Origin of the sequence: Saccharothrix deserti (assembly GCF_009769385.1) — a bacterium.
Taxonomy (GTDB): Bacteria; Actinomycetota; Actinomycetes; order Mycobacteriales; family Pseudonocardiaceae; genus Actinosynnema; species Actinosynnema deserti.
On record NZ_VKAB01000021.1, the window covers coordinates 51,907 to 78,345 of the forward strand.

Consider the following 26,439-nt stretch of genomic DNA (forward strand, 5'->3'; position numbering starts at 1 on the left):
TCCCGGCGGTGGCAGGCTGTGCTGGTGACAGGATGGGCGACCGTGCCCGAGCTCAGAACCACCACGCTGGTCGACGCCCCGCTGCGGACGGTCGCCGCCGCGTTGCTGGACGCCCGACTGCTGACCCGCGCGGTCCGGGGCCTGGGCGTGCGGATCTCGGGTGGGCCGGTGCTGTACGCCGGGGCGAGGCTGGCCGGGTCGGTGGGGCCGGTCAACGGGACGCTGGTCGTGACGCGGGCCGACACCACGGGCGTGTCGGCCGAGCTGGTCGGTGGGCCGTTGCCCCGGTTGACGCTGGTCACGGACCTGCTGCACACCGGCGGCGGCACGATGGTGGTCGACTCGGTGGAGTGGTCCAGCCCCGGCGGGCCGTTCGGACGCCTGGCCGACGTCCTCGTCGGGCGCGGGTTGGCGTTGAAGGTCCTGGAAGCGCGCGCTTCAGCGGTGTCGCAGCGCAGCGTCGAGCTGCTGAGCGCGCGCGTAGTAGTAGGTGCCGCGATCATCCGCGACGGCCTCCTGCTCGCCCAACAACGCTCGTACCCCGCCGAAGCCGCGGGCAAGTGGGAGCTGCCCGGCGGACGCGTGGAACCCGACGAGACCGATCACGCCGCCGTGATCCGCGAGTGCTCCGAAGAGCTGGGCGTGACCGTCGCCCCGGCCGACCAGATCGGCCCCGACGTCCCCCTGCGCACCGACCTGCTGCTCCGGGTGTACGCCGCCCACCTCACGACCGGCGAACCCGAACCCGTGGAACACCGCGCCCTCCGCTGGCTCACCGCAGCCGACCTCGACACCGTCGACTGGCTCCCCGCCGACCGCGTCCTACTCCCCGCCCTGCACCCCCTCCTCCCCTGACCCGAGAGTCGAACACTCAGACCCCGAGAGTCGAACCTCCAGGCAGGGCGAGTCGAACGCTCAGACCCCGAGAGTCGAACACTCAGGTGGGGTGAGTTCTACGTTCGTGTCGACGCGAATGCAGAACTCGGGGTACCTGAACGTTCGACTCTCGGGACCTGGAGGTTCGACTCTCGGGGGTCAGGCCAGGCCGGACATGCGGAGGGCGGCGTCCAGGCGGTGGCGGCAGCGTTCGCGGGAGCGGTCGGCGCCGTGCGCGCGGGCGCGGTCGAGTTCGGCCGGGTCGTCCAGGAGGCGCTGTGTCCCTTCGCGCACGGGCCGCAGTTCCTCGACCACCGCCTCGGCGGTGACCTCCTTCAACTGCGAGTAGTCCTTGATCGTGCCCGCCAACTCCTCCGGGTCCTTGCGCGTGCACGCGGCCAGGATCTCCAGCAGGTTAGCCACGCCCGGCTGCTCGTCCGGCGCGTAGCGCACCTCGCCCCGGTCGTCCGTCACCGCACGCTGGATCTTGCGGCGCACCAGGTCCGGCGGGTCGAGGACGAACACCGTGCCGGCGGCGTCCTTCGCGCTCTTCGCCATCTTCCGCGACGGATCGGCCAGGTCACGGACCCGCGCCGCGGTCGGCGGCACGACGGAGCGCGGCATCACGAACACCTCGCCGTACGTGCCGTTGAACCGCCGCGCCAGCACCCGGGCCAGCTCGACGTGCTGCCGCTGGTCGTCACCGACCGGCACCTCGTGCGCGCCCTGCAGCAGGATGTCGGCCGCCATCAGCACCGGGTAGGTGAGCAGGCTCAACCGGACCGACGACCGCCCCGCCGACTTCTCCTTGAACTGGATCATCCGGGCGGCCTCGCCGTACGTGCAGGTGCACTCCAACACCCACGTCAGCGCCCCCAGTTCGCGCACCAGGTCGGACTGCACCGCCACCGACCTCGGATCGACGCCGGCGGCGATGAGCACCGCCAACTGCTCCCGGGTCAGTGATCGCAGCCTCGACGGGTTGTGCGACGTCGTCATCGCGTGCAGGTCGCTGATGAAGTAGACGTCCTCTTCGGTGCCCTCGGCGGCCCACCGCCTGACGGCGCCGAGGTAGTTGCCCAGCTGGACGTGCCCGGACGGGGTGATCGCGGACAGCCTGATCATGGTGATCCTCTCGGGTGTGCCCGCTCGACGTGGCCCCCGAAAGCACGAAGGCCGCCCCAGCGGGCGGCCTGCGTTCGTCTGGACGCGCAGTTCTCAGGGCCGCCGGAAGGCGGACCACCAGAACGTGTAAAGACTGCGCATAGCCGGGATCTTAGCGTGTTACGGCGGTGTGTCGCGGTCTACATTTCTTCTATGTACGTCGTGCTGCTGGAGTACACCGCACCGCTGGACGAGGTCGACTACGCCCTCCCGGACCACGTGGAGTGGCTGAAGAAGCAGTACGAGGCCGGGTACTTCCTGGCCTCGGGCCGTCAGGTGCCCCGCGTGGGCAGCGTGATCATCGCGCGGCCGATGCTGCGCGGGAAGCTGGACGCGCTGCTCGCCACGGACCCGTTCGCGGTCCGCAAACTGGCGAAGTACCAGGTGGTGGAGTTCCAGGCCACCCGGACGGCGCCGGAACTCGCCAGGGTCAACGAGGCGGTGCTGGGCTAGTCGCGGCAACGGCCCGCGTGCCACCCGGCGCAGGTCGGGCGGTGGGTCTCACGCGGCCGTCTTGCGGTCGTCCTTGAGGTCCTTGCGGTCCTTCTTCTGGTCCTTCTTCTGGGGCTTGGCGTCCTTGCGCTCCTGCTTGGCGGCCTTCTTCTCCGCCTTCTTCTCCGCCTTCTTCAGGGCCTTCTTCCTGGCCTTGAGCAGCACCACGACCGGGCAGCTCTTGCAGCGCGGCGTCGACCGGCAGCACTTCTTCTTCACCTTGACCTTGCCCACGCGGCGTGCTCCACTCATCCAGGTGCCCACAGACTAGGTGAGGCTGACCTCACCTGCCGTAGGTGTGTGGTAAGGGCGATCCGCCCGGTAAGCTGTCGTAAGGCTGCGCGCGATCTAACGTCCGGCGCCTGGCTTCCCTCGCACAGACAGCTCTAGGAGTTCCGCGTGCCCACGGCCACCGCGTCGATCAAGGAAACGCTGGTCCGCAACGACCTGCGCAACGTCGCGATCGTCGCGCACGTTGACCACGGCAAGACCACACTCGTCGACGCCATGCTCCGCCAGTCCGGCGCCTTCTCCGCACGAGCCGAGCTCGTCGACCGGGTCATGGACTCGGGCGAGCTGGAGCGCGAGAAGGGGATCACGATCCTCGCCAAGAACACCGCGGTCCGCCGCCACACGCCCGACGGCCCGGTCACCATCAACGTGGTGGACACCCCGGGTCACGCCGACTTCGGTGGTGAGGTCGAACGCGGCCTGTCCATGGTCGACGGCGTCGTGCTGCTGGTGGACGCGTCCGAAGGCCCGCTGCCGCAGACCCGGTTCGTGCTGCGCAAGACGTTGGCCGCCGGTCTGCCGGTGATCCTGGTGGTGAACAAGGTCGACCGCCCCGACGCCCGGATCTCCGAGGTCGTCGACGAGGCCCACGACCTGCTGCTCGACCTGGCCAGCGAGGTCGGCGCCGACGACTCGGTGCTGGACCTCCCGGTCGTCTACGCCTCGGCGCGCGCCGGCCGGGCGTCGCTCAACCAGCCCGAGGACGGCGGCCTGCCGGACGAGGAGAACCTCGACGTCCTGTTCGAGGTCCTGTTCAAGCACATCCCGGCCCCGATGGGTGACGCGGACGCGCCGCTGCGCGCGTTGGTGACGAACCTCGACGCGTCGTCGTTCCTCGGCCGTATCGCGCTGTGCCGCATCGAGGCCGGTCGCATCCGCAAGGGCGAGACCGTGTCGTGGTGCCGCGAGGACGGGTCGATCCAGAAGGTCCGGATCACCGAACTGCTGATCACCGAGGCGCTGGACCGCGTGCCCGCCGAGGAGGCGCGCGCGGGTGACCTGGTCGCCATCGCCGGCATCCCGGAGATCACCATCGGCGACACGCTCGCCGACGTGGACAACCCCGAGCCGCTGCCGCGGATCACCGTGGACGAGCCCGCGATCTCGATGACGATCGGCGTCAACACCTCGCCGCTGGCCGGTCGCGGTGGCGGCACCAAGCTGACCGCGCGCGTGCTCAAGGCCCGGTTGGACTCCGAGCTGGTCGGCAACGTGTCGGTGCGCGTGCTGCCCACCGAGCGCCCGGACACCTGGGAGGTGCAGGGCCGCGGTGAGCTGGCGCTGGCCATCCTGGTCGAGCAGATGAAGCGGGAAGGCTTCGAGCTGACCGTCGGCAAGCCGCAGGTGGTCACCAAGACGATCGACGGCAAGCTGCACGAGCCGTTCGAGCGGCTGACCATCGACGCGCCGGAGGAGCACCTGGGCGCCATCACCCAGCTGCTGGCCAACCGCAAGGGGCGGATGGAGAACATGTCCGGCCACGGGTCCGGGCGGATCAAGCTGGACTACGTCGTGCCGTCGCGCGGCCTGATCGGCTTCCGCACCGAGTTCCTGACCGAGACCCGCGGCACCGGTATCGCGAACGCGGTGTCCGAGGGCTACGGCCCGTGGGCCGGCGAGATCCGGACCAGGCACAACGGTTCGCTGGTCGCCGACCGGTCCGGGTCGATCACGGCGTACGCGATGATCCAGCTGGCCGACCGCGGCACGTTCTTCGTGGAGCCGGGCGCGGACGCGTACGAGGGCATGGTCGTCGGCGAGAACCCGCGCGCGGAGGACCTGGACGTCAACGTCTGCCGCGAGAAGAAGCTGACGAACATGCGGACGTCGACGGCGGACGTGATGGAGACCCTGGCCCGGCCGCGCAAGCTGTCGCTGGAGGAGGCGCTGGAGTTCTGCGCCGCCGACGAGTGCGTCGAGGTCGCGCCGGACGTCGTGCGGGTGCGGAAGGTCATCCTGGACGCCAACCAGCGGGGCCGCGAGCGCAACCGCAACAAGCTGCGGGGCTGATCACCCACTCCTTATATATGGATATATGGGGTCTGCTGACGGGCACCCCGGGCTTCGGCCCGGGGTGCCCGTTCGTTTGGCCGACATGCCCGCGCGACATGCCGCGTGACGGGGCGTGTCGTCGGCGCGGCGATCACGCGGCGATCCTGTGGCAGGCGCGTGACGGGCGCGTGACGGCGGCACCCGGCGCTGGTTCGGCGTGGTCCGGGAAACGTGGTGGGCGACTCGCGGGGCCTGGGCGTCGACTGTCAGCGCCGTCTGGCACGCTCGTACGCATGGGGAAGCGAACGGTTCTTGCGCTGGTGGCTGCGTTTGCCCTGGTGGGCTGCTCGGCGACACCTCCGCCACCCCTGGTGCCCTCCACGCCGGGGATGGAGGTCGTCCCGAAGGAGAAGCTGAACGAGATCGTCGTCGGTCTCGACGACGTCAAGGGCGGCTACAACCCGCACACCCTGGCCAGCCAGAGCACCGTCACCACCGCCCTGGCCTCGCTGCTGCTGCCGTCGACCTTCCGGACCGACGCGGACGGCAGTCCGCGGCTCGACCTGGACCTCGTGGTCAGCGCAGAGGTGACCAACGCGGCTCCGTACACGGTCACCTACACGCTCCGCCGCGACGCCAGCTGGTCCGATTCGGCCCCGATCGCGGCCGAGGACTTCGTCTACCTCTGGCAGCGGATGCGGCAGGAGCCGGGGGTGGTCGACCCGGCCGGGTACCGGCTGATCAGCGACATCACCAGCCGCGAGGGCGGCAAGGTGGTCGAGGTCGTGTTCAGCAAGCCCTACCCCGGCTGGCGGAGCCTGTTCCGCAACCTCCTGCCCGCCCACCTGCTCAAAGACGCCCCCGGCGGCTGGAGCGCGGCCCTCGCGGACAGCTTCCCGGCCACCGCCGGGCCGTTCGCCGTCCGCACGCTGGACCAGCCGCGCGGCGAGATCATCCTGGAGCGCAGCGACCGGTTCTGGGAGGCGCCGCCCGCACTCGACCGGCTGGTCCTGCGCCGCGCCAGCCACCACGACACGGTCGAGGCGCTGAACACCGGTGACGACCAGGTCGCCCTCATCCGCGCCGACGCGATCGCGACCAAGGACGTCGAGGAACTGGCCAAGACCACCTCGCTGGCCACGGTCGTCGTGCCCCGCCCGGAGGTCGTCCAACTCCTCCTCCGCCCCGCCTCCCCGCGCATGCAGGACGTCCGCGTCCGCACCGCCGTCATGAACGCGCTCAACCGCGACGAGCTGATCGCCGCCGGCACCCGCAGCGGCCCGAGCGCGAACCTCCGCGCCGACGCCCAGGTGGTCCCGCCGAGCAAGCCCGGCTACACCGCGACCATGCCCGCCAAGGCCGGTGACCCGGTCCAACTGCTCACCGAGGCGGGCTACACCCGGCCCGAGGGCGGGCAGTGGGGCCGCGACGGCAAGCCCGTCGAGTTGACCATCGCCGCACCGGCCGGCATCGAGCCGTACGTGACCATCGCGAACGCGGTCCAGCGTCAACTGTCATTGTCCGGAATCGCCGCACGCGTCCTGACAACGCAGCCCAATCAGTTGTTCGGGCAAGATCTGTCGGATACCGCCACTTCCAATGAGATCGTCGACATTGCTGTCGTGCCGCAGGTCGACACCGGTGATTCGGCGGCCGTTCTGGCTTCCGCATTCGGCTGCCGGCCGTCGCCGGAGGACGGCGGTACGCCCATTCCGGCGAATCTGTCCGGTTTCTGCGACCAAGTGGTCCAACCGGTGATCGAACAGGCCCTCAGCGGGGAGCTGCTGCTCGCCGACGCGCTGAAGACGATCGAGCCGGTCCTCTGGCAGCAGGCCGTCTCGATGCCGTTGTTCCAGGTAGCGGACCTGTTGGTGATCCTCCCGGAGGCCCGGAACGTCACCGCGGGCGCGCCGTTCGCCGGTCCGATGAGCGCCGCGCGCACTTGGCAACGCGAAGATCGTTGACCGTTGACTCTTACGAAACACTGGCTTCAAGATGCGTTCGCGGTGCAGTATTGACAGTATTCCCGTCGTCCGGTTAACGAACGCTCCCGCCCGGTAACGATGGAGTCGCGTGCTGCGACCAACGTGTCACCCTTTGGTCACGATCGGCCGATGGGCAGTGACCGTGCCGCGTACAGCTTCTTATCGTGCTGCAACGGTGTGTCGGTTCGGGGCGCGTTTGGCACATCACGGTTATGGGTGTGGAAGTCGGCCCAAACGGTCGCTTCAACCCAGTGCTAGGAGGGCACGTTGTCGATGAGGAGATCAAAGGCTGTCTCGGCGCTTGCGCTGTTGACGAGCGCCGCGCTCGTGTTGAGCGCGTGCGGCGGCGGCGGTTCGAGCGACGGTGACCAAGGCGGGCAGCAGGACGCCGACCCGGGTTCGATCGGCGGTCAGGACGAGCTGTTCAAGCGTCCCAAGGTGGACGACATCGGTGAAGTCGCCGTTGCGGTGGAAGAGGGCTTCCACAACTACAACAACAACATCGGCGCGACGAACAACTTCTCCAACGCCATCGCGCTGTCGAACGTGCAGCCCTCGCCGTACATCGCGGAGCTGGTCGACGGCAAGATCGTGATCAAGGTCGACAACGACCTCATGGAGTCGATCAAGGTCACCTCGACCAGCCCCCAGACGATCGAGTGGAAGGTGCAGAAGGCGGCCGTCTGGTCCGACGGCGAAGCCGTCGACTGCGACGACTTCTACCTGAAGTGGCTGGCGGCCACCAGCAAGGCCACCGAGGGCGAAGCCGCGATCTTCGACTCGACGCCCACCGGCTTCGAGGACATCGAGAAGCTCGAGTGCTCGGACGACGGCAAGACGATCACCACGACGTTCAAGAAGCCGTACGCGGACTACCGCGGTCTGTTCTCGCAGCCGTCCAGCGACAGCCTGCTGCCGGCGCACATCCTGGAGCAGAAGACCGGCACGGCGGACATCACCAAGATCACGCCGACGCAGAACGACGAGACCGTCAAGAAGATCGCCGAGTTCTACACCAAGGGCTGGCTGGGCTTCGACCCGACGGTCGCGCTGTCCGCCGGTCCGTACATGATCGAGTCCTCGGACCTGAAGGACCAGACGGTCCTCGTGCGCAACCCGAAGTGGTGGGGCAACCCGGCCGGTCCGGCCAGGGTCATCCTGAAGACCAACACCGACTCCCAGTCCGCGGCGCAGCAGCTGCAGAACAAGGAAGTCCAGGTCATCGCGCCGCAGGCGGACAACGCGGTCGCGTCCCAGTTCCGCGGTAACGGCGAGTTCGACATCTACGCGGCCGGTGGCCAGACCTACGAGCACGTCGACTTCAACATGGCGCTGCCGCTGTTCAAGGACAACCGGGAACTGCGCCTGGCGATCGCCCAGTGCTTCGACCGCGACGCGCTGATCGAGAAGCTCGTGGCGGACGTGAACCCGAACGCCAAGCCGCTCGGCAGCCTGACGTTCATGCCGAACGAGGTCGGCTACGAGGACCACTACGGCGACATCGGCAAGGGCGACATCGCCGCGGCCAAGAAGACCCTCGAGGACGGCGGCTGGAAGCAGGGCGCCGACGGCATCTACACGAAGGGCGAGTTCCGCGCGTCCTTCAAGCTGGGCCACAAGATCGTCACGCGTCGTGCCGACACGGTCCGCATCCTCCAGGACAAGTGCAAGCAGGCCGGCATCGAGATCGTCGCCGACCAGGCCGCCGACTTCAACGACAAGCGCCTCCCGGCGAGCGAGTTCGAGGCCGCGCTGTTCGCGTGGGTCGGGCAGCCGCTGAAGGCCGGTGCGTTCGGCAACTACGCCCAGAAGGCCAAGGGCGGCACGGCGAACTACAACAACTACGACTCCGCCGCGTTGACGGAGAAGTGGTCGGCCGCGAACGCCGAGCTCGACTACCAGAAGCGCATCACGCTGATGAACGAAGCCGACAAGATCATGCGGGACGACCTGCACAGCATCCCGCTGTTCCAGTTGTCCGACTTCGCCGTCTCCAGCGCGGAAATCGGTCCGATCTCCTACGTCGGCGTCGCCGGCGGTGTGACCTGGAACCTGTACGCCTGGCAGAAGAAGTAACAGCCGGAAGTTCGCACTCCAGGTAGTCAGCACGACCCAGCCGCCGGGGGGCCGGTGCCACAAGCACCGGCCCCCCGGACGGTGCCCGCGTCCGGTAGGCTCCCCCGCTTGCACGCGGGGGTGCCTAGGGAGACTAGAGACTCGTCATGTTCCGTTACATAATCCGGCGGTTGTTGATCTCGATTCCGCTGTTGATCGTCGCTTCATTCCTCTGCTTCGGACTCGTCAACGCCATGGGCGACCCCCTGGGCGAGTGGAAGCTCCAGAAGGCCCGGACACCGGCGGAGATCGCCGCCGCCTACGAGCGGACGGGCTACAACAAGCCGTTCGTGGAGCGCTACGTCTCCTGGGCCGGCGACTTCGTGACCGGCGACTGGGGCGAGTCCGTCGTCCCCGGCAACGCGGGCAGGCCGGTGAAGGACGAGCTGCTCAAGGCCTTCGGCGTGACGCTGCGGCTGATCCTCGGCGCGGAGCTCATCGCGCTGCTGCTCGGTATCGCGGTCGGCGTCATCGGCGCGGTCAGACAGTACTCGATATTCGACTACACGGCGACGGGAATATCGTTCGCCATGTTCTCGATGCCGTTGTTCTGCGTTGCGCTGGTGCTGAAGGCCGGCGGTATCGAGTTGAACAACTGGCTGGAATCCCTGGGCGCCGACCGGTGGATCATCACGGCGGGCCCGCCGGGCGACGGGTTCGGCGGCAGCTTCGGCGAACAGGTGTTCCAGTACAGCGGGGCGTACATCCTGCCGACCATCTCCCTGGTCGTCATCCAGTTCGCGCTCTACAGCCGTTTCCAGCGTGCTTCGATGCTGGAGACCCTGAACGCCGACTACGTGCGCACGGCGCAGGCGAAGGGTGTTTCCGAGGCGCGGTCCATCTTCCGGCACGCGTTCCGCAACGCCCTCATCCCCATCATCACGGTCTCCTCGCTGAACATCGGCGCGGGCTTCGGCGGCGCGGTGATCACCGAAACGGTCTTCGGCTGGTCCGGCATGGGCAAGTTCCTCATCGAGGCGATCGTGAAGATCGAGCCATTCCAGGTGCTCGGCTTCATGATGGTGACGGCTGTGTTCATCATCGCGTTCAACCTGATCGCGGACATCCTGTACGCCTTCCTGGACCCGAGGATTCGCCTTGACTGAGATCGGTTCCCCCGTGGCGCAGGCGCCATCGCCGAGCCCGAACGAGGCGAGCACTTTCGACACGACCACGGCGCGCAAGCAGTGGCAGATCATCCTGCGCCGGTTCGCCCGGCACCGGGCCGCGCTGTTCGGCCTGGTCCTGTTCGTGATCCTGGTGGTGTTCGCCTTCATGGGCGGGCTGTTCTGGCAGTACTCGTACACGGACCTGGGCTTCAAGCGGTACCTGCCGCCGAGCGTCGACCACCCGTTCGGCACGGACCGGCTGGGCGGCGACATGGTCGCCCTGATCATCCGCGGCATGCAGTTCTCGCTCCAGATCGCGATGGTCGTCGCGTTCCTGTCCACGCTCATCGGCGTGGTGCTGGGCGCGTTGGCCGGTTACCTGAAGGGCTGGGTCGACACCCTGATCAGCCGCTTCATCGACCTGATGCTGGTGATCCCCGGCTTCGTGATCGCGGCCGTGCTGGTGCGCAACAGCTTCGTGGTGTCGGTGGCGGGCGGCAGCGGCGGCAGCAACTGGCTGATCGTGGCGCTCTACCTGGGCCTGATCATGTGGCTCCAGATCGCCCGGGTGATCCGCGGCATGGTGCTGTCGTTGCGCGAGAAGGAGTTCGTGGAGGCCGCCCGCGCGCTGGGCGCGTCCACGTTCCGGATCGTGTTCCGGCACATCCTGCCCAACACCATCGACGTGATCATCGTCAACGCCACGCTGGCCATCGCGCAGGCGGTGCTGCTGGAGGCCGCGCTGTCGTTCATCGGTCTGGGCGTGCAGAGCCCGGACACGTCGCTGGGCCTGATGATCAGCCTCAACAAGAACGAGCTGACGCAGCACCCGTGGCTGTTCTTCACCCCGTTCGTGTTCATCGTGCTGATCTCGCTCGCGGTGAACTTCATCGGTGACGGTCTCCGGGACGCCTTCGACCCGCGGCAGAAGAGGGTGAAGGCATGAGTGAGTTGGACGTGATGGACGCACCAGAGCCCTCGCCCTGGGAGAAAACCGACGGCAGGGGCGGCGAGAAGCTGCTCAGGGTCGAGAACCTGTCGGTGGACTTCCCGACCGACGACGGCACGGTGCACGCCGTGCGGGACGTGTCGTTCACCCTCGGCGCCGGCGAGGTGCTGGGCATCGTGGGCGAGTCGGGCTCCGGCAAGTCGGTGTCGTCGATGGCGATCATGGGCCTGCTGCCCAAGACCGCGAAGATCGGCGGCTCGATCAAGTTCAAGGACCGCGAGCTCGTCGGCCTGAGCTACAAGCAGATGCAGCCGATCCGCGGCAACGGCATCTCGATGATCTTCCAGGACCCGATGACGTCGCTGAACCCGGTGTACACGGTGGGCTGGCAGCTCGCCGAGGCGCACCAGGCGCACCACGACGTGTCGAAGAAGGCGGCCTTCGCCAAGGCCGTCGAGGTGCTGGAACTCGTCGGCATCCCGCAGCCGGACCGCCGTGCGGCGCAGTACCCGCACGAGTTCTCCGGCGGTATGCGGCAGCGCGCGATGATCGCCATGGCGATCATCAACGACCCGGACGTGATCATCGCGGACGAGCCGACCACGGCGCTGGACGTGACGGTGCAGGCGCAGATCCTGGACACGCTGCTGCGCATCCGGGACGAGACGAGCGCCGGCATCATGATCATCACGCACGACCTGGGCGTGGTGGCGGGCATGGTGGACCGCGTGCAGGTGATGTACGGCGGCACCGTGGTCGAGCAGGGCACCGTGGACGAGGTCTTCGAGGCCCAGCGGATGCCCTACACGGTCGGCCTGCTGGGGTCGATCCCGAACCCGAACATGCTGGGCAAGCGGCTCACCCCGATCAAGGGCGCGCCGCCCTCGCTGATGAACCTGCCGCAGGGCTGCTCGTTCTCGCCGCGCTGCCCGCTGGCGATCGACGAGTGCCGCGAGACCGAGCCGTTGCTGCTGGAGACCGACCGGGCCGGCCACTTCGCGCGGTGCCACCGCTCCGCGCACCTGGCCACGATCGAGAACCCGCAGCGGCTGTTCGCGCACGACGAGATCGGCGTGGTGGAGAACCCGGCGTCGCTGACCATGGCGAACCCGGACATCCCCATCTCCGAGGACGTCGACGTGGTGGAAGCGCGGTTGCACGAAGAGGAGAAGCCGACCTCATGACCACCTCGACAGACGTGAACCCGCAGGCCGGGGGACTCGAATCCGGCGACCGTCCGGGCGAGACCCCGCTGCTGGAGGTCAAGGACCTGGTCAAGTCGTTCCCGGTCCGCGGCGGCGGCATCATCCCGCGCACCGTGGGACAGGTGCAGGCCGTGTCCGGCGTCAGCTTCAACCTGCACCAGGGCGAGACGCTCGGCCTGGTCGGCGAGTCCGGTTGCGGCAAGTCCACCACCGGGCGGGCCATCCTCCAGCTGCACAAGCCGACGTCCGGCTCGGTGAAGTTCGAGGGCCGCGAGCTGACCACGTTGCGCGGCAAGGGCCTGCGGTCGGTGCGCCGGGACATGCAGATCGTGTTCCAGGACCCGTACGCGTCGCTGAACCCGCGCTGGCAGATCAACGAGCTGATCTCCGAGCCGTTCAAGATCCACGGCGTGCCGAAGGACGACGGCGGCGACGTGCAGCACCGGGTCAACGAGCTGATGGAACTCGTCGGCCTCAACCCGGAGCACCGCAACCGGTACGCGCACGAGTTCTCCGGCGGCCAGCGCCAGCGCATCGGCATCGCCCGCGCGCTCGCGCTCAACCCGAAGCTCGTGGTGCTGGACGAGCCGGTGTCCGCGCTGGACGTGTCGGTGCAGGCGGGCGTGGTGAACCTGCTGGAGGAGTTGCAGGAACGCCTCGGGCTGGCGTACCTGTTCGTGGCGCACGACCTCTCGGTCGTCCGGCACATCTCCGACCGGGTCGCGGTGATGTACCTCGGCAAGATCATCGAGATCGGCGACCGGGAGGACATCTACGCCCGGCCGATGCACCCGTACACGCAGGCGCTGCTGTCCGCCGTGCCGGTGCCGAACCCGAAGGTGGAGCGCCGGCGTCAGCGGATCGTGCTCACCGGTGACGTTCCGTCGCCGGTGAACCCGCCGTCGGGCTGCCGCTTCCGCACCCGCTGCTGGAAGGCGCAGGACATCTGCGCCGTCGAGGAGCCCAAGCTGGAACGGCGCGGCGACGGCGAGGGCACGCTCTCGGCGTGCCACTTCGCCGAAGTAGTGCCCGCTCTGGTCGGCTGATCACCTGCCGTTGGGGTCGCTCGATCGGCGGCCCCAACGGCGCACAGCGCAATTCCACACCGTCGCGATTCCGGATCACAGGGTGTCCCTCTACGCTGATCCGGTGACGCTCACTGCTCCACCACGGTTGCTTCTGGTACACGCACACCCCGACGACGAAAGCCTGTGGACGGGCGGCACCATCGCCCGCTACGCGGCGATGGGCGTGCACGTCACCGTGGTCACCTGCACCCTCGGCGAGGAGGGCGAGATCATCCCGCCCGCGCTCCGGGAGCTGGCCGCGGACGCCGCCGATCAACTCGGCGGGTACCGGGTCGCCGAACTGAGATCCGCGTGCGCCGCGCTGGGCGTGACCGACCACCGGTTCCTCGGCGGCATCGGCCGCTGGCGGGACTCCGGGATGGCGGGCGTCGAGGCGAACAACCACCCGCGCGCGTTCGCGAACGGCTCGTTCGACGAGCAGGTCGCCGCGCTGTCGGAGATCATCACGTCGGTCAAGCCGCAGGTCGTCGTCACCTACGACGCGTTCGGCGGCTACGGCCACCCCGACCACATCCGGGCGCACCAGATCACCATGGCGGCGGCGGTGGACGTGGACCGCGTCTTCCACGCCGTGACGTCGCGTGCGGCGACCGAGGCGGGCGCCGCCGCGTTGGCGGAGATGGCCGACCTGCCGTGGCGGCTGCCCGCCGAGGGCGAGCTGCCGGTCACCGACGACGCCGTCATCACCAGCACCATCGACATCTCCGAGCACCTGGTGGCGAAGCTGCGCGCGTTGCGGGCGCACTCCACGCAGGTCAGCGTGTGGCAGGACGGTTCGGGTGGCGCGAGCTACGCGCTGTCCAACGGCATCGCGCAGCCCGTCGTGCAGGCCGAGTACTACGTGCTGGCCAAGGGGCCCGCGGAGGGCGCGGAGACAGACCTGTTCGGGGGGCTCGATTGACCGATCGCCTGGCGCTCGTCGGTATCGCGGTCGCGGCGTTCGTGCTCGCCGTGCTGGAGCTGTTCTACCTGCCGTTGCGGCTGGACGGCACCCTGCTGCCGCGGGTCGGTGACTGGCCGTTCCCGGTCACCGTCGTGCTCGCGATCGTGACCACGCCGATGCTGGTGCTGGCCGCGTCACGGCACGCGCACCGCACGTTGGCCGCGGTGTCGCCGCTGCTGGTGTGGATCGGCACGTTGCTGCTGTTCGGGTTGTTCGGCCCGGGTGGTGACGTGGTACTCCTCAACGACTGGCGCACGCTGGTGCTGTTCGCCGGCGGTGTGCTGCCGAGCGCCATCGCGGTGGGCGCCCACATGGGGAGGCAGGTCGGTGCCCGAGACGATCACTGACCGGGACGTGGTGCGGGCGCTGCGGCCGTTCGTCCGGGCGACCGGGCCGCTGCTCGACACCCTCCGCGACGCGAACCTGCTCGGCCTGCGCGACCGCGAGGTCGAGCAGGGCGCCGACCGCGGGCTCGTGGACAAGCTGTGGGACCAGCTGGCCGCGGTGAAGGTGCCCGGCACGGCCGCGTGGTCCCGCATGGACGTGCTGCAGCGCGACGAGTTCTGGCTCAACCGGGTCGGCCGGCTGGTGTCGTTGATCTCGGCACTGCCGGGTATCGGCGGCGTGCTGGCCGACCGGCTGCCGATCCAGTCCGCGCTGGGTGCGGCGGGGCAGGGGCTGCTGCTGTCGGCGATCGCGGGGGAGCACGGGTTCACGTCGACCGAGGACCGGGTCCGGCTGCTCGCGCACGTGCTGTTCCAGCGGGAGGTCGACGGGCTCGCGGTCGATCCCCGGGAGGACGAGCAGACCGCCGAGCTGACCGAGGAGCTGCGGGAGCGGTCCACGATCAAGGCGATCGGCGCGACGATCTGGAAGCTCGCCAAGGTCCTCTGGAAGCTGGAGGACGAGCTGGACAAGCGGCCGCGGGGCCGGTTCTACCACCAGGCGCTCGGGATGCTGCCCGTCGTCGGCGTGGTCGGCGACTACTTCGGCGAGCGGTCGGCGTTGAAACGGGTCCGCACGGCCGCCTACGAGTGGTTCGAGACCCAGTAGCGGTAGCGGTGGTGCTCGGCGCAGCCCAGCGACTCGTAGAGCGTGATCGCGGGCTTGTTGTGCTCGGCCACCTGCAGCGCGCACGTCGTCGCGCCGCGGTCGAGGCCCCACGTCGCCAGGCCGCCCATCAGTCGGCGGGCCAGGCCGAGCCCGCGGGCCTCGGGGCGCACGGCGAGCCGTGCCACGTGGAGCAGGTCGTCGACGACGGCGCCGCGCACGGCGGCCAGCACCTGCCCGTTCACGGTGACCGTGCCGAAGCCGACCGTCTTCCCGGACGACAGGACGTGCCGTTGCGCCGCCGTGGGGTCCGGTTGCGCGGCCAGCTCCCACCATTCGGGAAGCGGGGAGTCCGAGATGACCACATCGGCCGACTTCGGAGTGGCGAACCCATCCAACCGGCCCGTCATCACCAGCGATTCCGCGCCACCCGGGTGATCCACATCGACTCGCCAGCCCGCCGCCTCGACGCCGGCCTCGGCGGGCGCGCCGACGACCACGTGCGCGGTCGGCTTGATGCCGTGCGCGGTCGCGAACCCGACCACCTCGGTCAACGCGTCGGAGACGGGCAGACCCGGATCACCCGTGGTCAGCGCGCTGTTCGCCCGTCCGGTGAACCCGCCGGCGGCCCGCAGCCGCCACTGCCCGAGCGGTCGGTCGACCAGCGCCGGCCACGCGTCCGCGCACCGTTGCTCCAACTCGGTGACGTGCTGCACCCCCGCATCGTGCCCCGTGCAGGTGAACGGTGGGTCTGTGAGCTGGCACACGGTGCCGATAAGGCAAGCCTGACCGTTGGACAATCGAATCCGCCGCGTACTCTCCGGCTTGCGCGGTGTGGACCAGAACAAGAGCAGGAGAGCGCAGTGACCTATGTGATCGCCCAGCCGTGCGTGGACGTGCTCGACAAGGCGTGCATCGAAGAGTGCCCCGTCGACTGCATCTACGAAGGCGACCGGATGCTCTACATCCACCCGGATGAGTGCGTCGACTGTGGTGCTTGCGAGCCGGTGTGCCCCGTCGAGGCCATCTACTACGAGGACGACGTGCCGGACGAGTGGAAGGAGTACACGAAGGCGAACGTGGACTTCTTCGACGAGCTGGGCTCCCCCGGTGGCGCCTCCAAGGTCGGCAAGGTCAGCGCCGACCCCGGGTTCATCAAGGCTCTCCCCCCGCAGGCGTCGCACGAGTGACCTCGGACAACTCGATCTCGGGTACGTCGGGCGCGGCTCGCAGGAAGCTGCCGGACTTCCCCTGGGACTCGCTGGCCGACCACGCCGCCAAGGCGCGCACGCACCCCGGCGGTGTGGTCGACCTGTCCATCGGCACGCCGGTGGACCCGGTTCCCGAGCTGATCCAGCACGCCCTGGGCACGGTCGCGGACTCGCCCGGCTACCCGACCACGCACGGCATCCCGGCGTTGCGGGAGGCCGTGGTCGGCGCGTTGACCCGGCGGCACGGCGTGCCGCCGTTCGACCCCGTCGCCGTGCTGCCGACCATCGGGTCCAAGGAGCTGGTGGCGTGGCTGCCGACGTTGCTGGGTCTCGGGCCCGGTGACGTGGTGGCGATCCCGGCGTTGTCGTACCCGACGTACGAGGTGGGTGCGCGGCTGGCCGGCGCGACCCCGGTGCGGCTGGCCGACGGTGAGCCGCCGCCGGCCGGGACGGGGCTGGTGTGGCTGAACTCGCCGTCCAACCCGACCGGTCGGGTGCAGGACGCCTCGCAGCTGGCACAGGCCGTGGCGGATGCGCGTGCGGTCGGGGCGGTCGTCGCGTCCGACGAGTGCTACCTGGCGTTGTCCTGGACGGCGGAGCCGGTGTCCGTGCTGCTGCCTTCGGTCAACGGCGGGAGCCTCGACGGGTTGCTGGCGGTGCACTCGCTGTCGAAGTCGTCCAACCTGGCCGGGTACCGGGCGGGGTTCGTGACGGGTGATCCGGCGTTGGTCGCGTCGTTGCTGGAGGTGCGCAAGCACGCGGGCATGATCATGCCCCGGCCGGTGCAGGCGGCGATGACGGCGGCGTTGAACGACGACGGGCACGTGGCGGAGCAGCGCGAGCGGTACCGGGCACGGCGTGACCTGCTGCTGCCTGCGTTGACCAAGGCCGGGTTCACCGTGGACCACTCGGAGGCCGGGCTGTACCTGTGGTCGACCCGGGACGGCGAGAACGCCTGGGACACCATCGCCTGGCTCGCCGAGCGCGGCGTCCTGGCCGCTCCGGGCACCTTCTACGGCCCGACGGGCGACAAGCACGTCCGCATCGCCCTGACGGCGACGGACGACCGCATCGCCACCGCCGTAGACCGCCTGACTGTGTAAATGGCCGCTGCTCCGCAGACGGCGGGCTCGGTCGCCTGGAAGTCGGTCGTTCGCGCCTGATTTCCCGACGATCGAAAAGCGTGATCGCCGGGAAATGAGTCGCGAACGACCGACGCGACCTCGCGCGGTGGGTTCAGGACGGGTGGACGGTCAGTCGTTGGCGTGCAGGGCGGCGTTCAGCTCCACGCCGGTGCCCTTGCGGGGGAGGACCTTGACCACGCCGGTGGTCGAGTCGCGGATGAACAGCAGGCCCGACATGCCGGACAGCTGGCCCGCCTTGACGACGGTGCCGTCCGCGCCGGTCACCTTGGTGCCTGCGGTGATGTAGAGGCCCGCCTCCACGACGCAGTCGTCGCCCAGCGAGATGCCCAGGCCGCCGTTCGCGCCGATCAGGCAGCGCTCGCCGACGGAGATGACCTGCTTGCCGCCGCCGGACAGGGTGCCCATGATCGACGCGCCGCCGCCGACGTCGGAACCGTCACCGACGACCACACCGGCCGAGATCCGGCCTTCCACCATGGACGCACCGAGCGTCCCGGCGTTGAAGTTCACGAAACCCTCGTGCATCACGGTCGTGCCGGACGCCAGGTGCGCGCCCAGCCGCACCCGGTCCGCGTCGGCGATCCGCACGCCGGACGGCACGACGTAGTCGACCATCCGCGGGAACTTGTCGATCCCGTACACGGTGACCGGCCCGCGGGTGCGCAGCCGGAGGCGGGTCTGCTCGAACCCCTCCACCGCGCACGGCCCGAAGTTCGTCCACACCACGTTGTTGAGCAGCCCGAACAGGCCGTCCAGGTTCGCGCCGTGCGGCTGGACGAGCCGCGACGACAGCAGGTGCAGCCGCAGCCAGACGTCGTAGGTCGTGGTGGGCGCGTCGGACAGCGAACCGATGCCGACCCGGACGCCCACGACCTCGACGTCACGCTCGGCATCCGCGCCGAGCTGCTTGGCGGCGGCCTCACCGAGCGAAGCCGAGACCTCCGCGGACGACAGCAGCGCCACACCGGGCTCGGCGGACCCGAGCGACGGCGACGGGAACCACGTGTCCAGCACAGCGCCTGAGGGAGTGACGGTGGCGAGTCCGACGCCGTACGCGCCGGTGGGGTTTGCGGTGCTCACGGGTACCAACGGTAACGTGCGCCAAGTGGCCGACACCTTGCACCTCGCCGCCGATCCCGTCGAACTGACCGCCGCCCTGGTGGACGTGCCCAGCGTCTCCGGCGACGAAGCCCGCATCGCCGACCTCGTGGAACGGTCGCTCAAAGAGCAGACCACCCTCGAAGTCGCGCGGTCGGGCAACGCCGTGCTGGCCCGCACGAACCTCGGCCGGCCGTCCCGGGTCGTGCTGGCGGGCCACCTGGACACCGTGCCGATCAACGCCAACCTGCCGTCCCGGCTGGAGAGCGACATCCTGCACGGCTGCGGCACGGTCGACATGAAGAGCGGTGACGCGGTGATGCTGAACCTCGCCGCCACCGTCCAGGACCCGCGCCACGACCTCACCTTCGTCTTCTACGACTGCGAGGAGGTCGAAGCCGTCCGCAACGGCCTCGGCCGCATCGAGCGGGAGATGCCGGAGTGGCTGAAGGGCGACCTGGCGATCGTGTGCGAGCCGTCCAACGGCGTGATCGAGGCCGGTTGCCAGGGCACGATGCGCATCGAGATCCGCACCAAGGGCGCCCGTGCCCACACCGCCCGCGGCTGGATGGGCGTGAACGCGATCCACGCCATCGGTGACGCCCTGCGCCGCCTGGAGGCCCACGAGCCCCGCCAGGTCGACATCGACGGCTGCCTGTACCGCGAGGGCCTGCAAGCGGTGAAGATCAGCGGCGGGGTGGCGGGCAACGTCGTCCCGGACGAGGCCGTTCTCACGGTCAACCACCGGTTCGCCCCGGACCGCACCCCGGCGCAGGCCGAACAGCACCTGCGCGAGCTGTTCGACGGCTACGAGGTCACGGTCACCGACGTGTCCGCGGGCGCCCTGCCCGGCCTCGGCGCGCCGACCACCAGGGAACTCGTCGAGGCCGCCGGCGGCACCCCCGTCGCCAAGCTCGGCTGGACGGACGTGGCGCGGTTCGCCGCCCTCGGCATGCCCGCGGTGAACTACGGGCCGGGCGACCCGCTGCTGGCCCACACGCAGCAGGAGAACGTCCCGGTGAACCAGATCCGTCAGTGCGTCGAAGTCCTGACCCGCTTCCTCAGCTGACCGGCGGCCCGCGCTTCCTGAGCAGGCCAGCCACCACGCGAGGTCGCCGACCTCCCGGGCGACCGAGCCCGCGACGCCGGAGGCGGCGCAATCCAACACAGCCCGCAATTCAACACAGCTAGACTCCCGGCAATGACGGACAGCGTGGACGAGCACCCCAGGGAGAAGCAGCGCGGACCGGTCGTCCTGCGTCGCGAGCGCCGCGATGAGCTGACCACCACGGACCAGCGGCTGCTGGACTCGCGCGGACCGAGCGACTGGGTGCACACCGACCCGTGGCGCGTCCTGCGCATCCAGGCGGAGTTCGTGGAGGGTTTCGGCGCGCTGGCCGAGGTGCCGAGCGCGGTGACCGTGTTCGGTTCCGCCCGCACCGGCCGCGACCACCCCGAGTACGAGACCGGCCGCAAGCTGGGCGGCGCGCTGGCCGAGGCCGGGTTCGCGGTGATCACCGGCGGCGGTCCGGGCGCGATGGAGGCGGTCAACCGGGGCTGTTCGGAGGCGGGCGGGTTCTCCATCGGCCTGGGCATCGAGCTGCCGTTCGAGCAGGGCCTGAACCCGTGGGTCGACCTCGGGGTGAACTTCCGCTACTTCTTCGTGCGCAAGACCATGTTCATCAAGTACTCGCAGGCGTTCATCTGCCTGCCGGGCGGGTTCGGCACGCTGGACGAGCTGTTCGAGGCGCTGACCCTGGTGCAGACGAAGAAGGTCACCAAGTTCCCGGTGGTGCTGTTCGGCAAGGCTTACTGGCAGGGCCTGTACGACTGGGTGCGCGACTCGGTGCTGGCCAGCGGCAAGGTCAGCGAGAAGGACCTGGACCTGCTGTACCTGACCGACGACATCGACGACGCGGTGCGCGTGGTGAACGACGCGCACAAGGCGTGGGCGGACGCGCATTGATCACGGTCACGGTGTACTGCGGGTCGTTGCGGACGGTCCCGGACAGCTACCTGGAGTTGGCGGCCGAGGTGGGCAAGCGCATCGCGGCCCGCGGCTGGGCGTTGGCGTGGGGCGGTGGCCGCACGTCGATGATGGGCGCGGTGGCGCGGGCGGCCCGTGAGGGCGGGGCCCGCACCACCGGGGTGATCCCGCGCGGCCTGGTGGACCGCGAGCTGGCCGACTCGGACGCCGACGACCTGCTGGTGGTCGACAACATGCGCGACCGCAAGGCGCTGATGGAGGCGCACGGCGACGCGTTCCTGGCGCTGCCCGGCGGCATCGGCACCTGCGAGGAGCTGTTCGAGGTGTGGACGTCACGGGTGCTGGCCATGCACGCCAAGCCGGTGGTGCTGCTCGACGTGGACGGCCACTACCGCGGCCTGCTGGAGTGGCTGACCGAGCTGAACGGGCGCGGGTTCGTGTCCCGGTTCGCGCTGGACTCGCTGGTGGTCACCGACGACGTGGACGCCGCACTCGACGCTTGTGTCTAATTGCCGCTGCTCCGCAGACGGCGGGCGAGGTCGCCAGAGGTCGGCCGCTCGCGCCTGATTTTCCGACGATCGAAAAGCGTGATCGCCGGAAAATGAGTCGCGAACGACCGACGCGACCTCGCGGGTTGACCGTCAGCTGCCCCCTCAGCTGACCTGGGCCTCGTCGAGGCCGCGGGCGGTGGCGAGGCGGGTGGCCTCCTCGGCGAACATGTCGACGTCCAGCGGCACGAACGGCGAGATCTTGACGTCCAGCCGGGAGCCGTTCACCTTGGCCTGCCAGGTGCCCAGGATCTCCCCGTCCACGAGCAGCGCGCCGCGTCGGCCCAGGATGCGCCACACCTCCTTCTGGTGCGCCTTGTCGGGCACCAGCAGGTCGCGGTCGCGGGCGTTGAGATACGGGTCGAGCGGTGGCAGCAGCCGCACCACCTCGGGTTCCGGCGGGTTCTCGAACGCCTCGATCCGGTCGGCGGGCAGCCACGCGCGCTTGGAGATCGCGACCAGGTCGTCCGGCCACACGTCCTTCACCTCGCGCACCGGCGCGCCGGAGTAGTGCGCCACCTCGGACGGCCCGGCGGGGCCGTGCAGCCGCAGGTAGTCCGCGATCAGGGTGTCGAAGCCGTGGGAGGCGTCGGGCACGTCCTGCCGGTTCTCCAGCGGCACGAACGTCACGGTCTTCTCCGCCGGGTCGAACCGCAGGCCGGCGGGCAGCACGGCGAGCCGGAAGATCGGGTCGAACACGTGCGTGGCGTCGCAACCCCGGCACCAGCCGGTGACCTCGGGACGCACCTTCGGCGTGAGCCGGGACGACGCCTCGCCCTTAGTCATCGGCTTCTCCACCACCGACCGCAGGGCCGACGCGACCTCGTGCAGCACCTCCAGCCCGTTGTCGACGGGCGGCCGGCTCATCCGGGCCACCGCGTCGGCGTCGCTCAACGGCCACAGCCGCGCCGCCAACGCCGGCACGTCGTCGGCCCGGTGCCAGTGCGGCGCGCCCCGCACGCTCCACGTGAGGGTGAAGGCGTCCAGATCGGGCACGCGGTCCAGCCGCGCCACCAGCGTGGGCACGGCCGACCGCTCCGAGTCCTGCAGCCCGAGGTCGAACACCCGCAGGTCGGACGCCTCGGTGGTGGTGCGGTCGAACTGGTGCGCGGCGACCCGGTAGGCGATCACCCGTTCCCGGTCAGCCAAGGTCGTGGTCCAGGGTGATCAGCTCGTGCTCCAGCCGGGCCGTGCCGGAGATCCCGGCCAGCTCGCCGGTGCCCGATCCGGGCACGACGTGGCCCCAGAACTGCGCGCCGTCCGCCGACATGACGGCGCCGTGCTGGAGCACGAACGTCCCCGACCGGCCGTCGACGGTGCCGACGAACCGCTCGGTGCCCACGTAGCCCGCCGAGCCCTCCGACGGTTGGCACGTCGTCAGCTCGGCGGTGCTCGTGCCCTCCATGACCCCGCTGTACGCCTTGTCCACGAGCACCCGGCCCAGCTGCGGCTCCGCCTCGTCGTAGACGGTCTGGTCCCATCTGGTGATCTTGAACGTCGACTTCGATTCCATGCCGGGAATCCTGGCAGGAAATCCTGTCAACCGCCGTCAGCTATCCACAGCTCGCGCGGTTGTCCACAGGCCGGTTCCGACCGCCCGGCGTTGTCGGTCCGTTCTGGCAGGATCAAAAACAGGGATCCCCTGGGCGGGGACCTCTGCGGAGCCAGGCCGGGGCAACGTCGGAGCGGTGCCGGAGCGGTGCCGGAGCGGTGCAGGGGCGATGCCGGAGGCGACGTCGGGGCGCGTCGGTCGGCCCGCCCCGTGCCGGAAGCGGGTCAGCCGCGCGGCACCGCCAGCCACGAATCCGCGCCGAACACCACCGACGAGCCGGCCGTGCTGGAACCGCCGTACCGGGCGTCCACGGTGTCCACCACCAACACCAGCCGGTTGCCCGCCGACACGTTCCACACCACCGGCTCGAGGTCCAGGCCGACGGTTCGCGTGCCGGCGCCGGTGAGCGTCACCGGCTTGTGCGTGACCAGCGCCCCCAGCCCCAGCGGGTTCACCTCGTACAAGTATGCGTAGAGCGTGGTCTTGGCGGCGCTCGGCGTCACGGTGAGGTGCGCGCGTGCCGTGCCGCTGACCGTGGTGGCGCTCCACTGCACCGGCCCCCACCACACCGCCGCCGCACCCGGGTCGATCAACGGCGTCGCGACGCCCACCGGGATCTTCAGGAAGCCCTGCAAAGCGCCCGACACCAGAACCGTGCCGCTCTCCGCGATGGTCGGCCGGCCGGCGTCGATCCGGTCCGCCGTCAACGGCACCGTGTCGGTCCGGGCGGTGGCCGCCGCCCACGACGGGAACGAGCGCCAGCCGCCGCCGTTGTTCGGCTTGACCTGCACCGGGTGCTCGCGGTCGATGCCGTTGTCGACGCCCTTGAGGTGGTGGTCGAACCAGCGGCCGACGGACGTCCAGATCTCGTTGGGCAGCCCGGCCGCGCCGAACAGCTCGGCGGTGGCGTGGTCGCCGGGCGACAGCATGAGCCGCTTCGAGCCGCTCAGCGCGCCGAAGAAGTCCGTGATCTGGCTCGGCGCGAACAGCCCGTCGTTCCACGCGTTGCCGATCATCACAGCGGCCCTGATGGACGACACCTTCGACGCGGGGGAACGGGGCGGCGAGATCGGCAGGACGTCCTCGAACCGGCCCTCCCGGTAGGCGGACTCCGCCGCGCGCAGCTCCGGCCCCGGCCGGCCGGTCAGGTGCCCGGCGGCCAGCAGCAGTTCGACGGCCTGCGCGTTGACCGTCTCGTTCGGGTAGAGCGAACGGGCCAGGTCGGTCCACGTGCTGAGCGCGGTCACGGCCTTGATCCGCGGGTCGGCCGCGGCGGCGAGCAGGGACTGGCCCGCGCCGTAGGAGATGCCGCCGACGCCGATGCGCGCCGGGTCGCCACCGGCCCGCGCGATGCCCCAGTCGATCACCCGGCTGACGTCGGCCACGGTGTCCGGCCCGGCCACGTCGATCTCGCCCGCCGAGTCGTGGAAGCCGCGCGAGGTGTAGCTGATCACCGAGTAGCCGGACTCGTAGGCGAGCCTGGCCGCCGCGCCGACGTACTCGATGTTGTTCACGCCCCAGCTCGACGGCAGCACGAGCAGCGGGAACGGTCCGCTGCCGCGTCCGGTCGGCGTGACGACGAAGGCCTTGAGCGGGGTGCCGCCCTGGCCGGGGATGGTCTCGTAGGCCACCGCGAAACCGGGCGCGGCCTGGGCGGGTGGCGCCAGGACGAGCGCCACGAGGGCGGCGAGCAGCAGGGAGAGTGATCGGCGCACGAGGTCCTCCTTGACCGTGACCGGGATCACGCAGGGTGTTACCGGTGAGTAAACACCGAGCTACTCGCGAGTAGTAACGGCCTGTGACGCAGCTCACCGCCACGTGTGACGTGGCACGATGCGGTCATGCTGCGGTTCGGTTCACGGGAGGTCGCGCACGACCGCGCGTTGGTGATGGCGATCGTCAACCGCACGCGCGACTCGTTCTACGACCGCGGCGCGACGTTCGACGACGCCGCCGCCATGGCCGCCGTGGACCGGGCGGTCGCCGACGGCGCGGACATCGTCGACATCGGCGGGGTGAAGGCGGGTTCCAAGGGCGAGGTGGTGGACGCGGCCGAGGAGGCGCGGCGGGTCGTGCCGTTCGTCGCGGCGGTCCGCGAACGGCACCCGGACCTGGTGATCAGCGTCGACACGTGGCGGCACGAGGTCGGGCGCTCGGTGTGCGCGGTGGGCGCGGACCTGATCAACGACACGTGGGCGGGCGCGGACCCGGCGTTGGCCGAGGTGGCGGCGGAGTTCGGCGTGGGCATCGTCTGCTCGCACACCGGCGGTCTGGAGCCGCGCACCGACCCGCACCGCGTCCGGTACACCGACGTGGTGGCGTCCGTGGCGGCGGAACTCGTCGAGCGGGCCGAGCGGATGGTGGCGCTGGGCGTGCCGGCCGAGGGTGTGCTGATCGACCCGACCCACGACTTCGGCAAGAACACGTGGCACGGTTTGGAGTTGCTGCGGCGGCTGGACGAGCTGGTGGCCACCGGGTGGCCGGTGCTGATGGCGTTGTCCAACAAGGACTTCGTCGGCGAGACGCTGGGCACGGGGGTGGAGGACCGGGTGGACGGCACGCTGGCCGCGACGTCGGTGGCCGCGTGGGCGGGCGCGAAGGTGTTCCGGGCGCACCAGGTGCGGCAGACCCGCCGGGTGGTGGAGATGGTGGCGAGCATCGCGGGCACCCGTCCGCCGGCGCGGGTGTTGAGGGCGCTGGCCTGATGCCGGACTGGTTCACGTCCAACACCTGGCAGAGTCCTTCTTGGACGGTGTCGGAGTTGGTGGCTCGCAAGGGAAGTCGCACGGTCAGCGTGGTGCTGCCCGCGTTGGACGAAGAGGCGACGGTCGGCGCCGTGGTCGGCGTGGTGCGCCCGCTGCTGGGCGGTCTCGTGGACGAACTCGTGGTGGTGGACTCGGGTTCCACCGACGACACGGTGGCGCGGGCGGTCGCGGCGGGCGCACGGGTGGTGCGGCGGACGGACGTGCTGCCGGAGTGGGAACCCCGGCCCGGCAAGGGTGAGGTGCTGTGGCGGTCGTTGGCGGCCACGTCGGGTGATGTGGTGGTGTTCCTGGACTCCGATCTGGTGGACCCGGACCCGGAGTTCGTGCCCGCGCTGCTCGGGCCCCTGCTGACGCGGGACGTGCACCTGGTGAAGGGCTTCTACCGGCGGCCGTTGCGGCTGGAGAGCACCGGTGGCGGTCGGGTCACCGAGCTGGCGGCCCGGCCGCTGCTCAACGCCCTGCGGCCGGAGTTGGCCGGGGTGGTGCAGCCGTTGGGCGGGGAGTACGCGGGGACGCGCGCGTTCCTGGAGTCGGTGCCGTTCGCGCCCGGTTACGGGGTGGAGATCGGGTTGCTGCTCGACGCGCACACCCGGTACGGGCTGGACGGGATCGCGCAGGTCAACCTGGGTGTGCGGAAGCACCGGAACCGGGATCTGCGGCAGCTCGGGGCGATGGCGGCTCAGATCACCGGCACCGTGCTGCGGCGGTGCGGTGTGCCGGTGGAGTCGTCCGAGTTGACGCAGTTCGTGCCGTTCGACGGCGAGTGGCTGCCGGCGACGGTGGACGTGTCGTGCGAGGACCGGCCCGCCATGCGCTCGGTGCTCCAGCGGTCGCGGTAGTAGCCGGGGGTCCCGATCAGGTCGGCGTGGGTGCC

General features: G+C 70.0%; 26 protein-coding genes. 19 read left to right on the forward strand and 7 right to left on the reverse strand.

All coding sequences use genetic code 11. The annotated features are described in order from the left end of the window. Nucleotides 1–42 precede the first annotated feature (42 nt). Entirely contained in the window at nt 43–855 is an 813-nt protein-coding gene (locus FM051_RS52110) for a (deoxy)nucleoside triphosphate pyrophosphohydrolase (RefSeq protein ID WP_238412739.1), read from the forward strand. Nucleotides 856–1,035: 180 nt separating this feature from the next. On the opposite strand, the gene trpS is transcribed toward FM051_RS52110, so the two are convergent. Beyond that, nucleotides 1,036–2,001, reverse strand: a complete 966-nt coding sequence (gene trpS, locus FM051_RS29760) for a tryptophan--tRNA ligase (protein WP_158849118.1) — start codon at nt 1,999–2,001, stop codon at nt 1,036–1,038. 192 nt (nt 2,002–2,193) lie between these two features. On the opposite strand from trpS, the gene FM051_RS29765 reads away from it, so the two are divergent. Then, complete coding sequence (locus FM051_RS29765; RefSeq protein WP_158849120.1) at nt 2,194–2,493, forward strand: YciI family protein; 300 nt, start codon at nt 2,194–2,196, stop codon at nt 2,491–2,493. A 48-nt stretch (nt 2,494–2,541) separates the two neighbouring features. On the opposite strand, the gene FM051_RS29770 is transcribed toward FM051_RS29765, so the two are convergent. After that, nucleotides 2,542–2,766: a hypothetical protein gene (locus tag FM051_RS29770; protein ID WP_162470752.1), complete on the reverse strand. Its 225-nt coding sequence runs from the start codon at nt 2,764–2,766 to the stop codon at nt 2,542–2,544. A 165-nt stretch (nt 2,767–2,931) separates the two neighbouring features. On the opposite strand from FM051_RS29770, the gene typA reads away from it, so the two are divergent. The 10 genes from typA (at nt 2,932) to FM051_RS29820 (ending at nt 15,262) form a co-directional block, all read left to right on the forward strand. Beyond that, entirely contained in the window at nt 2,932–4,833 is a 1,902-nt protein-coding gene (gene typA / locus FM051_RS29775; RefSeq protein WP_158849124.1) for a translational GTPase TypA, read from the forward strand. Nucleotides 4,834–5,108: 275 nt separating this feature from the next. After that, the gene (locus tag FM051_RS29780; RefSeq protein WP_158849126.1) at nt 5,109–6,779 is read left to right on the forward strand and encodes an ABC transporter family substrate-binding protein; all 1,671 of its coding nucleotides are present in this window, start codon (nt 5,109–5,111) and stop codon (nt 6,777–6,779) included. A gap of 294 nt (nt 6,780–7,073) precedes the next feature. After that, nucleotides 7,074–8,876, forward strand: coding sequence for an ABC transporter family substrate-binding protein (locus tag FM051_RS29785; protein ID WP_158849128.1), 1,803 nt, complete (start codon nt 7,074–7,076; stop codon nt 8,874–8,876). A gap of 146 nt (nt 8,877–9,022) precedes the next feature. After that, nucleotides 9,023–10,021: an ABC transporter permease gene (locus FM051_RS29790; RefSeq protein WP_158849130.1), complete on the forward strand. Its 999-nt coding sequence runs from the start codon at nt 9,023–9,025 to the stop codon at nt 10,019–10,021. Continuing rightward, nucleotides 10,014–10,970 carry an ABC transporter permease gene (locus tag FM051_RS29795; protein WP_238412740.1) on the forward strand — a complete coding sequence of 319 codons (957 nt, stop codon included), beginning with the start codon at nt 10,014–10,016 and terminating at the stop codon, nt 10,968–10,970. The genes FM051_RS29790 and FM051_RS29795 overlap by 8 nt, the downstream gene beginning before the upstream one ends. Further along, nucleotides 10,967–12,157 carry an ABC transporter ATP-binding protein gene (locus FM051_RS29800; RefSeq protein ID WP_158849132.1) on the forward strand — a complete coding sequence of 397 codons (1,191 nt, stop codon included), beginning with the start codon at nt 10,967–10,969 and terminating at the stop codon, nt 12,155–12,157. The genes FM051_RS29795 and FM051_RS29800 overlap by 4 nt, the downstream gene beginning before the upstream one ends. Then, nucleotides 12,154–13,224, forward strand: coding sequence for an ABC transporter ATP-binding protein (locus FM051_RS29805; protein WP_238412741.1), 1,071 nt, complete (start codon nt 12,154–12,156; stop codon nt 13,222–13,224). The genes FM051_RS29800 and FM051_RS29805 overlap by 4 nt, the downstream gene beginning before the upstream one ends. A 103-nt stretch (nt 13,225–13,327) precedes the next feature. Next, entirely contained in the window at nt 13,328–14,167 is an 840-nt protein-coding gene (gene mshB / locus FM051_RS29810) for an N-acetyl-1-D-myo-inositol-2-amino-2-deoxy-alpha-D-glucopyranoside deacetylase (protein WP_158849134.1), read from the forward strand. After that, entirely contained in the window at nt 14,164–14,556 is a 393-nt protein-coding gene (locus FM051_RS29815; RefSeq protein ID WP_158849136.1) for a hypothetical protein, read from the forward strand. The genes mshB and FM051_RS29815 overlap by 4 nt, the downstream gene beginning before the upstream one ends. Continuing rightward, on the forward strand, nt 14,537–15,262 hold the full coding sequence (locus FM051_RS29820; RefSeq protein ID WP_158849138.1) for a hypothetical protein: 726 nt from the start codon (nt 14,537–14,539) through the stop codon (nt 15,260–15,262). Before FM051_RS29815 ends, FM051_RS29820 begins: the two co-directional genes overlap by 20 nt. Here FM051_RS29820 and FM051_RS29825 read toward each other — a convergent pair. After that, the gene (locus FM051_RS29825) at nt 15,238–15,975 is read right to left on the reverse strand and encodes a GNAT family N-acetyltransferase (RefSeq protein ID WP_158849140.1); all 738 of its coding nucleotides are present in this window, start codon (nt 15,973–15,975) and stop codon (nt 15,238–15,240) included. The genes FM051_RS29820 and FM051_RS29825 overlap by 25 nt on opposite strands. 147 nt (nt 15,976–16,122) lie before the next feature. Between FM051_RS29825 and fdxA the strand changes: the two genes are divergently transcribed. Continuing rightward, nucleotides 16,123–16,449, forward strand: coding sequence for a ferredoxin (gene fdxA, locus FM051_RS29830; protein ID WP_077008114.1), 327 nt, complete (start codon nt 16,123–16,125; stop codon nt 16,447–16,449). Beyond that, entirely contained in the window at nt 16,446–17,573 is a 1,128-nt protein-coding gene (gene dapC / locus FM051_RS29835) for a succinyldiaminopimelate transaminase (protein WP_238412742.1), read from the forward strand. The genes fdxA and dapC overlap by 4 nt, the downstream gene beginning before the upstream one ends. Nucleotides 17,574–17,723: 150 nt before the next feature. Here dapC and dapD read toward each other — a convergent pair whose 3' ends face one another. Further along, nucleotides 17,724–18,695 (reverse strand): 2,3,4,5-tetrahydropyridine-2,6-dicarboxylate N-succinyltransferase, encoded by a 972-nt coding sequence (gene dapD / locus FM051_RS29840; protein WP_238412743.1) that lies wholly within the window; start codon nt 18,693–18,695, stop codon nt 17,724–17,726. A gap of 25 nt (nt 18,696–18,720) precedes the next feature. Here dapD and dapE point away from each other — a divergent pair, with 25 nt between their 5' ends. The 3 genes from dapE to FM051_RS29855 all read left to right on the forward strand — a co-directional run bounded on the left by dapE (nt 18,721) and on the right by FM051_RS29855 (nt 21,209). After that, nucleotides 18,721–19,782 carry a succinyl-diaminopimelate desuccinylase gene (gene dapE, locus FM051_RS29845; RefSeq protein WP_158849144.1) on the forward strand — a complete coding sequence of 354 codons (1,062 nt, stop codon included), beginning with the start codon at nt 18,721–18,723 and terminating at the stop codon, nt 19,780–19,782. Nucleotides 19,783–19,914: 132 nt separating this feature from the next. After that, on the forward strand, nt 19,915–20,679 hold the full coding sequence (locus FM051_RS29850; protein WP_158849146.1) for an LOG family protein: 765 nt from the start codon (nt 19,915–19,917) through the stop codon (nt 20,677–20,679). Beyond that, the gene (locus FM051_RS29855) at nt 20,676–21,209 is read left to right on the forward strand and encodes an LOG family protein (protein WP_238412744.1); all 534 of its coding nucleotides are present in this window, start codon (nt 20,676–20,678) and stop codon (nt 21,207–21,209) included. The genes FM051_RS29850 and FM051_RS29855 overlap by 4 nt, the downstream gene beginning before the upstream one ends. 144 nt (nt 21,210–21,353) lie before the next feature. Here the strand turns inward: FM051_RS29855 and FM051_RS29860 are convergent, their stop codons facing one another. The 3 genes from FM051_RS29860 to FM051_RS29870 all read right to left on the reverse strand — a co-directional run bounded on the left by FM051_RS29860 (nt 21,354) and on the right by FM051_RS29870 (nt 24,515). Beyond that, complete coding sequence (locus tag FM051_RS29860; RefSeq protein ID WP_158849150.1) at nt 21,354–22,397, reverse strand: DNA glycosylase AlkZ-like family protein; 1,044 nt, start codon at nt 22,395–22,397, stop codon at nt 21,354–21,356. After that, nucleotides 22,390–22,761 carry a DUF3224 domain-containing protein gene (locus tag FM051_RS29865; protein WP_158849152.1) on the reverse strand — a complete coding sequence of 124 codons (372 nt, stop codon included), beginning with the start codon at nt 22,759–22,761 and terminating at the stop codon, nt 22,390–22,392. The genes FM051_RS29860 and FM051_RS29865 overlap by 8 nt, the downstream gene beginning before the upstream one ends. 263 nt (nt 22,762–23,024) lie before the next feature. Beyond that, a complete protein-coding gene (locus FM051_RS29870) occupies nt 23,025–24,515 on the reverse strand; it encodes a CocE/NonD family hydrolase (protein WP_158849154.1) in 1,491 nt (496 codons plus the stop codon). 126 nt (nt 24,516–24,641) lie between these two features. On the opposite strand from FM051_RS29870, the gene folP reads away from it, so the two are divergent. After that, nucleotides 24,642–25,505, forward strand: a complete 864-nt coding sequence (folP, locus tag FM051_RS29875) for a dihydropteroate synthase (RefSeq protein ID WP_158849155.1) — start codon at nt 24,642–24,644, stop codon at nt 25,503–25,505. Beyond that, nucleotides 25,505–26,404 (forward strand): glucosyl-3-phosphoglycerate synthase, encoded by a 900-nt coding sequence (locus FM051_RS29880; RefSeq protein ID WP_158849157.1) that lies wholly within the window; start codon nt 25,505–25,507, stop codon nt 26,402–26,404. The genes folP and FM051_RS29880 overlap by 1 nt, the downstream gene beginning before the upstream one ends. Nucleotides 26,405–26,439 lie beyond the last annotated feature (35 nt).

Bases quoted from the DNA above. Each gene is read 5' to 3' on its own strand.
- FM051_RS29785 (WP_158849128.1), top strand. From the start codon at position 7,074: ATGAGGAGATCAAAGGCTGTCTCGGCGCTTGCGCTGTTGACGAGCGCC.
- FM051_RS29800 (WP_158849132.1), top strand. From the start codon at position 10,967: ATGAGTGAGTTGGACGTGATGGACGCACCAGAGCCCTCGCCCTGGGAG.
- FM051_RS29865 (WP_158849152.1), bottom strand. From the start codon at position 22,761: ATGGAATCGAAGTCGACGTTCAAGATCACCAGATGGGACCAGACCGTC.
- FM051_RS29780 (WP_158849126.1), top strand. From the start codon at position 5,109: ATGGGGAAGCGAACGGTTCTTGCGCTGGTGGCTGCGTTTGCCCTGGTG.
- FM051_RS29765 (WP_158849120.1), top strand. From the start codon at position 2,194: ATGTACGTCGTGCTGCTGGAGTACACCGCACCGCTGGACGAGGTCGAC.
- FM051_RS29805 (WP_238412741.1), top strand. From the start codon at position 12,154: ATGACCACCTCGACAGACGTGAACCCGCAGGCCGGGGGACTCGAATCC.
- FM051_RS29880 (WP_158849157.1), top strand. From the start codon at position 25,505: ATGCCGGACTGGTTCACGTCCAACACCTGGCAGAGTCCTTCTTGGACG.
- trpS (WP_158849118.1), bottom strand. From the start codon at position 2,001: ATGATCAGGCTGTCCGCGATCACCCCGTCCGGGCACGTCCAGCTGGGC.
- FM051_RS29790 (WP_158849130.1), top strand. From the start codon at position 9,023: ATGTTCCGTTACATAATCCGGCGGTTGTTGATCTCGATTCCGCTGTTG.
- folP (WP_158849155.1), top strand. From the start codon at position 24,642: ATGCTGCGGTTCGGTTCACGGGAGGTCGCGCACGACCGCGCGTTGGTG.
- FM051_RS29850 (WP_158849146.1), top strand. From the start codon at position 19,915: ATGACGGACAGCGTGGACGAGCACCCCAGGGAGAAGCAGCGCGGACCG.